The 3,530-nt window shown below is 70.6% G+C and carries 3 protein-coding genes; 2 read left to right on the plus strand and 1 reads right to left on the minus strand.

Features of this window, described 5'->3' with window-relative positions:
- Positions 1-2,159 (minus strand): heavy metal translocating P-type ATPase (locus ACTHJJ_RS06015; protein WP_440302028.1); only part of this gene is annotated, 2,159 nt, incomplete at its 3' end.
- A 187-nt stretch (positions 2,160-2,346) separates the two neighbouring features.
- Here ACTHJJ_RS06015 and ACTHJJ_RS06020 point away from each other — a divergent pair.
- The gene (locus tag ACTHJJ_RS06020; RefSeq protein WP_440302029.1) at positions 2,347-3,027 is read left to right on the plus strand and encodes an alpha/beta fold hydrolase; all 681 of its coding nucleotides are present in this window, start codon (positions 2,347-2,349) and stop codon (positions 3,025-3,027) included.
- Between the two features lie 29 nt (positions 3,028-3,056).
- Positions 3,057-3,398 carry a hypothetical protein gene (locus ACTHJJ_RS06025; protein WP_440302030.1) on the plus strand — a complete coding sequence of 114 codons (342 nt, stop codon included), beginning with the start codon at positions 3,057-3,059 and terminating at the stop codon, positions 3,396-3,398.
- Positions 3,399-3,530 lie beyond the last annotated feature (132 nt).

The following is a 3,530-nucleotide window of genomic DNA, read 5'->3' on the forward strand; positions in this document are numbered from 1 at the left end:
CGCGCCGCCTCGACGCTGGCTGCCGCGCTCAGGTCCAGGCGCCGCAGCAGCTGGGCGTTGGCGGCGACGACGATGGTCGACAGGGACATGAGGACCGCGCCGACCTCCATCGGCAGGACGAAGCCGACCGGGGCGAGCACACCCGCGGCCAGGGGCACGGCGAGGATGTTGTAGCCGGCCGCCCACCACAGGTTCTGCTTCATCTTCCGGTATCCGGCGCGCGACAGCTGGATGACGGAGAGGACCGAACGGGGGTCGTCGGAGGCGAGGATCACCCCGGCCGAGGCGATCGCCACGTCGGTGCCTGCTCCGATCGCGATGCCCACGTCGGCCTGGGCCAGGGCCGGCGCGTCGTTGACGCCGTCGCCGACCATGGCCACCGTCCGGCCTTGGCGCTGCAGCTGCGTGACCGTCTCGTTCTTGTGCTCAGGGCGGACCCCGGCGAAGACCTGGTCGATCCCCAGCTCCTGCGCGACGGCGCGGGCGACCGGTTCTGCGTCGCCGGTGATCATCACCACGTGGACCCCGAGGGCGTGCAGCGCGTCGATCGCCTGCCGCGACTCCTCACGGACCTCGTCGGTCAGGGCGAGCGCTCCGGCGATCCTGCCGTCGACGAGGACGTGCAGGACGATGGCGCCGTCTGCCGACCATCGCATCGTGTCATCGAGCGGCGACAAGCCGTGCTCGGCAAGGAGATTCGGGCCGCCCACGGCGATGGTGCGGCCGTCGACTGTGGCGGTGACGCCGACTGCCGTGGCGGCCTGGAAGTCAGCTGCCGAGGGGATGGGACGGCCACGGTGCTCGGCTGCCGCGACGATCGCCCGCGCGAGCGGGTGCTCGCTGTCGCTCTCGGCCGCGGCGGCCAGGGCGAGCAGCTCGTCGGACCCGAGTCCGGTCGTGACGACGTCGTGGACGACGGGCTGCCCCTTCGTCAGGGTGCCGGTCTTGTCGAACAGGACGGTGTCGACCCGCCGCATTCGCTCCAGCGCCCCACGGTCCTTGACGAGGACGCCACCCTTGGCGGCCCGCTCGGTCGAGATGGACACGACGAGGGGGATCGCGAGCCCGAGCGCATGCGGACAGGCGATGACGAGGACGGTGATGGCCCGCACAAGGGCGCTGTCGGGCGCTCCGACGACGCTCCACGTCGCGATCGTGGCGACGGCCGCGGCAAGGGCGAACCAGAAGAGCCACCCCGCGGCGCGGTCCGCGAGCAGCTGGGCTCGCGTGGTCGATGACTGGGCTTCTGTGACGAGGCGCTGGATCCCAGCGAGGGCGGTGTCGTCCCCCACGGCGTCGATGCGCACCCTGATGCCGCTGTCGGTCGCGACGGTGCCCGCGACGACGTGGTCACCCACCGCGCGGTGCACCGGTCGGGATTCCCCGGTGATCATCGACTCGTCCAGGTCGGCTGATCCGTCGACCACCTTGCCGTCCGCCGGGACCCGGCCTCCGGGACGGACCACGACCACGTCACCGACCTCGAGCTCCGACGGCGCGACCGTTGTGATGGCCTCGCCGTCGACGCGCTCCGCCTCGTCCGGGAGGAGCGCCGCGAGGGAGTCGAGCGCAGAGGAGGTGCGGGCAAGCGAGCGCATCTCGAGCCAGTGCCCGAGCAGCATGATGACGATGAGGAGCGCGAGCTCCCACCAGAAGTCGAGGGCGTGCGCGAAGAGCCCGAGGGTGGCACCCCAGGACGCGACGAAAGCCACGGTGATGGCCATCCCGATCAGCAGCATCATTCCGGGCCTGCGAGCGCGGACCTCACTGACGGCCCCGGTGAGGAACGGGCTGCCGCCCCAGACGTACATGACGGTGCCGAGGATGGCCGGCACCCACTGCAGTCCGGTGAGGTGCGGCAGGGAGTAGCCGACCAGGTCGGCGAACATCTCGCTGAGCAGCACCGTCGGCACCGAGAACAGGAGCATGAGCCAGAACAGCCGCCGGAACATCGCGACGTGGTCGCCGTGTCCCGCGTGACCGCCATGGTCGCCATGCCCGGCGGCTGCATGGCTTGCCTGGTCACCTTGACCGGTCACGGCGCGGCGGCCGTGGTCTCCCTGGCCAGTGTGTGCGCGGTGCCCCGCGGGCACGTCGTGCTCGTGGTCGTTCACATCGTCGGCCGGAGCGTGCTGCGCCCGGATCCGGTCTTCGCTCACGACAACTCCTTCTGTCCGGACTCCAATATACCCCCCCGGGGTAGCGAGTGGAACCGCAGGGGCGAAGTGGGTATTCCCTCGTGAGGGATCGCCGTGGGCAAGGGCGCCGATCAGGAAGCCGAACGTCCCCAATGCTCTCTACCCTCGTGCCTCGAGAACGTTGGGCCCCACAGAAGGAGAGTTACCGATGGACATCGTGCTCGTCGCCGGCCTCTGGCTGGACGGATCCGCTTGGGACGAGGTCGTGCCCGAGCTCGAGGCGCTCGGCCACCATGCGATCCCGCTGACCCTCCCGGGGCAGGGCGACGGCAGCGCCGACGCGACCCTCGAAGAACAGGTGGCGGCGGTGGTCGCTGCGGTCGAGAGCGCCGACGGTGCCCCCCTCGTCGTCGGTCACTCGGCCGCCTGCACCCTCGCTTGGCTGGCCGCCGACCGCCGTCCCGACCGCCTGGGGGCGGTCGCCCTCGTCGGCGGTTTCCCCTCGTCCGAGGGCGAGGCCTACGCCGACTTCTTCCCCACCACGGATGGTCGGATGCCGTTCCCCGGATGGGCGCCCTTCGAGGGGCCGGACTCCGCGGACCTCGACGACGCGACCAGTGCGGCGATCGAGCAGGCCGCCATCCCAGTGCCGGAGGGGGTCACCAAGGCCACGGTCCACTACGCCGAGGAACGTCGATATGCCGTGCCCGTCGTCCTCGTGTGCCCCGAGTTCACCCCGGAGCAGGCGAAGGAGTGGATCGAGAGCGGTGACGTCCCGGAGATGGCCAAGGCGGAGCACGTCGACTATGTCGACATCGACTCCGGCCACTGGCCCATGTTCACGAAGCCGGCCGAGCTCGCGCGTCTCCTCGCCGCAGCCTGCTCCTGATGGGCCCGATCCGGACCTAGGATGCGGCCGTGGGAACGTCGAAGTGGTCCATCCGGTCCGAGCGCTCCATCCTGTCGATCGGATCGAAGGGCTCGATCCTGTCGATCGGCAGCGCCGGCTCCATCCTGTCCATCGGGAGCGCCGGCTCGATCCTGTCGATCGGGAGCTCGGGCTCCTTCGCCTCGCTCTTCTCGGCAGGCTCGGCGATGAGCATGTTCTCGTTCCTGTCCAACCAGTCCCGAGGATCGGTGCTCTCCCATCAGAGCAACGGGTCGGTGCTGTCCTACCAGTCGGACCATGCGATCCGCGGGCACCGGACCCAGGGCTCCCGGCCGGCATGGTGGCCGGCCAGGCAGCGGCCGAACCTGTGACGCGTGAGGCGGAGTGGGGTCCCCGCACAACAAATGCCGGGTGGACACCCGCCCCGACCCCCCCAAACAAAACCACCCCCCCATGGGGCGGGGGGCGGCCGACGCGCAATGGTATAACGCCCCCAACGCGGT

It is taken from the genome of Intrasporangium sp., from assembly GCF_051961875.1.
Classification (GTDB): domain Bacteria; phylum Actinomycetota; class Actinomycetes; order Actinomycetales; family Dermatophilaceae; genus Intrasporangium_A.

Excerpts from the sequence above, each read along its gene's own strand:
- ACTHJJ_RS06020 (WP_440302029.1), top strand. The coding sequence starts at position 2,347 with ATGGACATCGTGCTCGTCGCCGGCCTCTGGCTGGACGGATCCGCTTGG.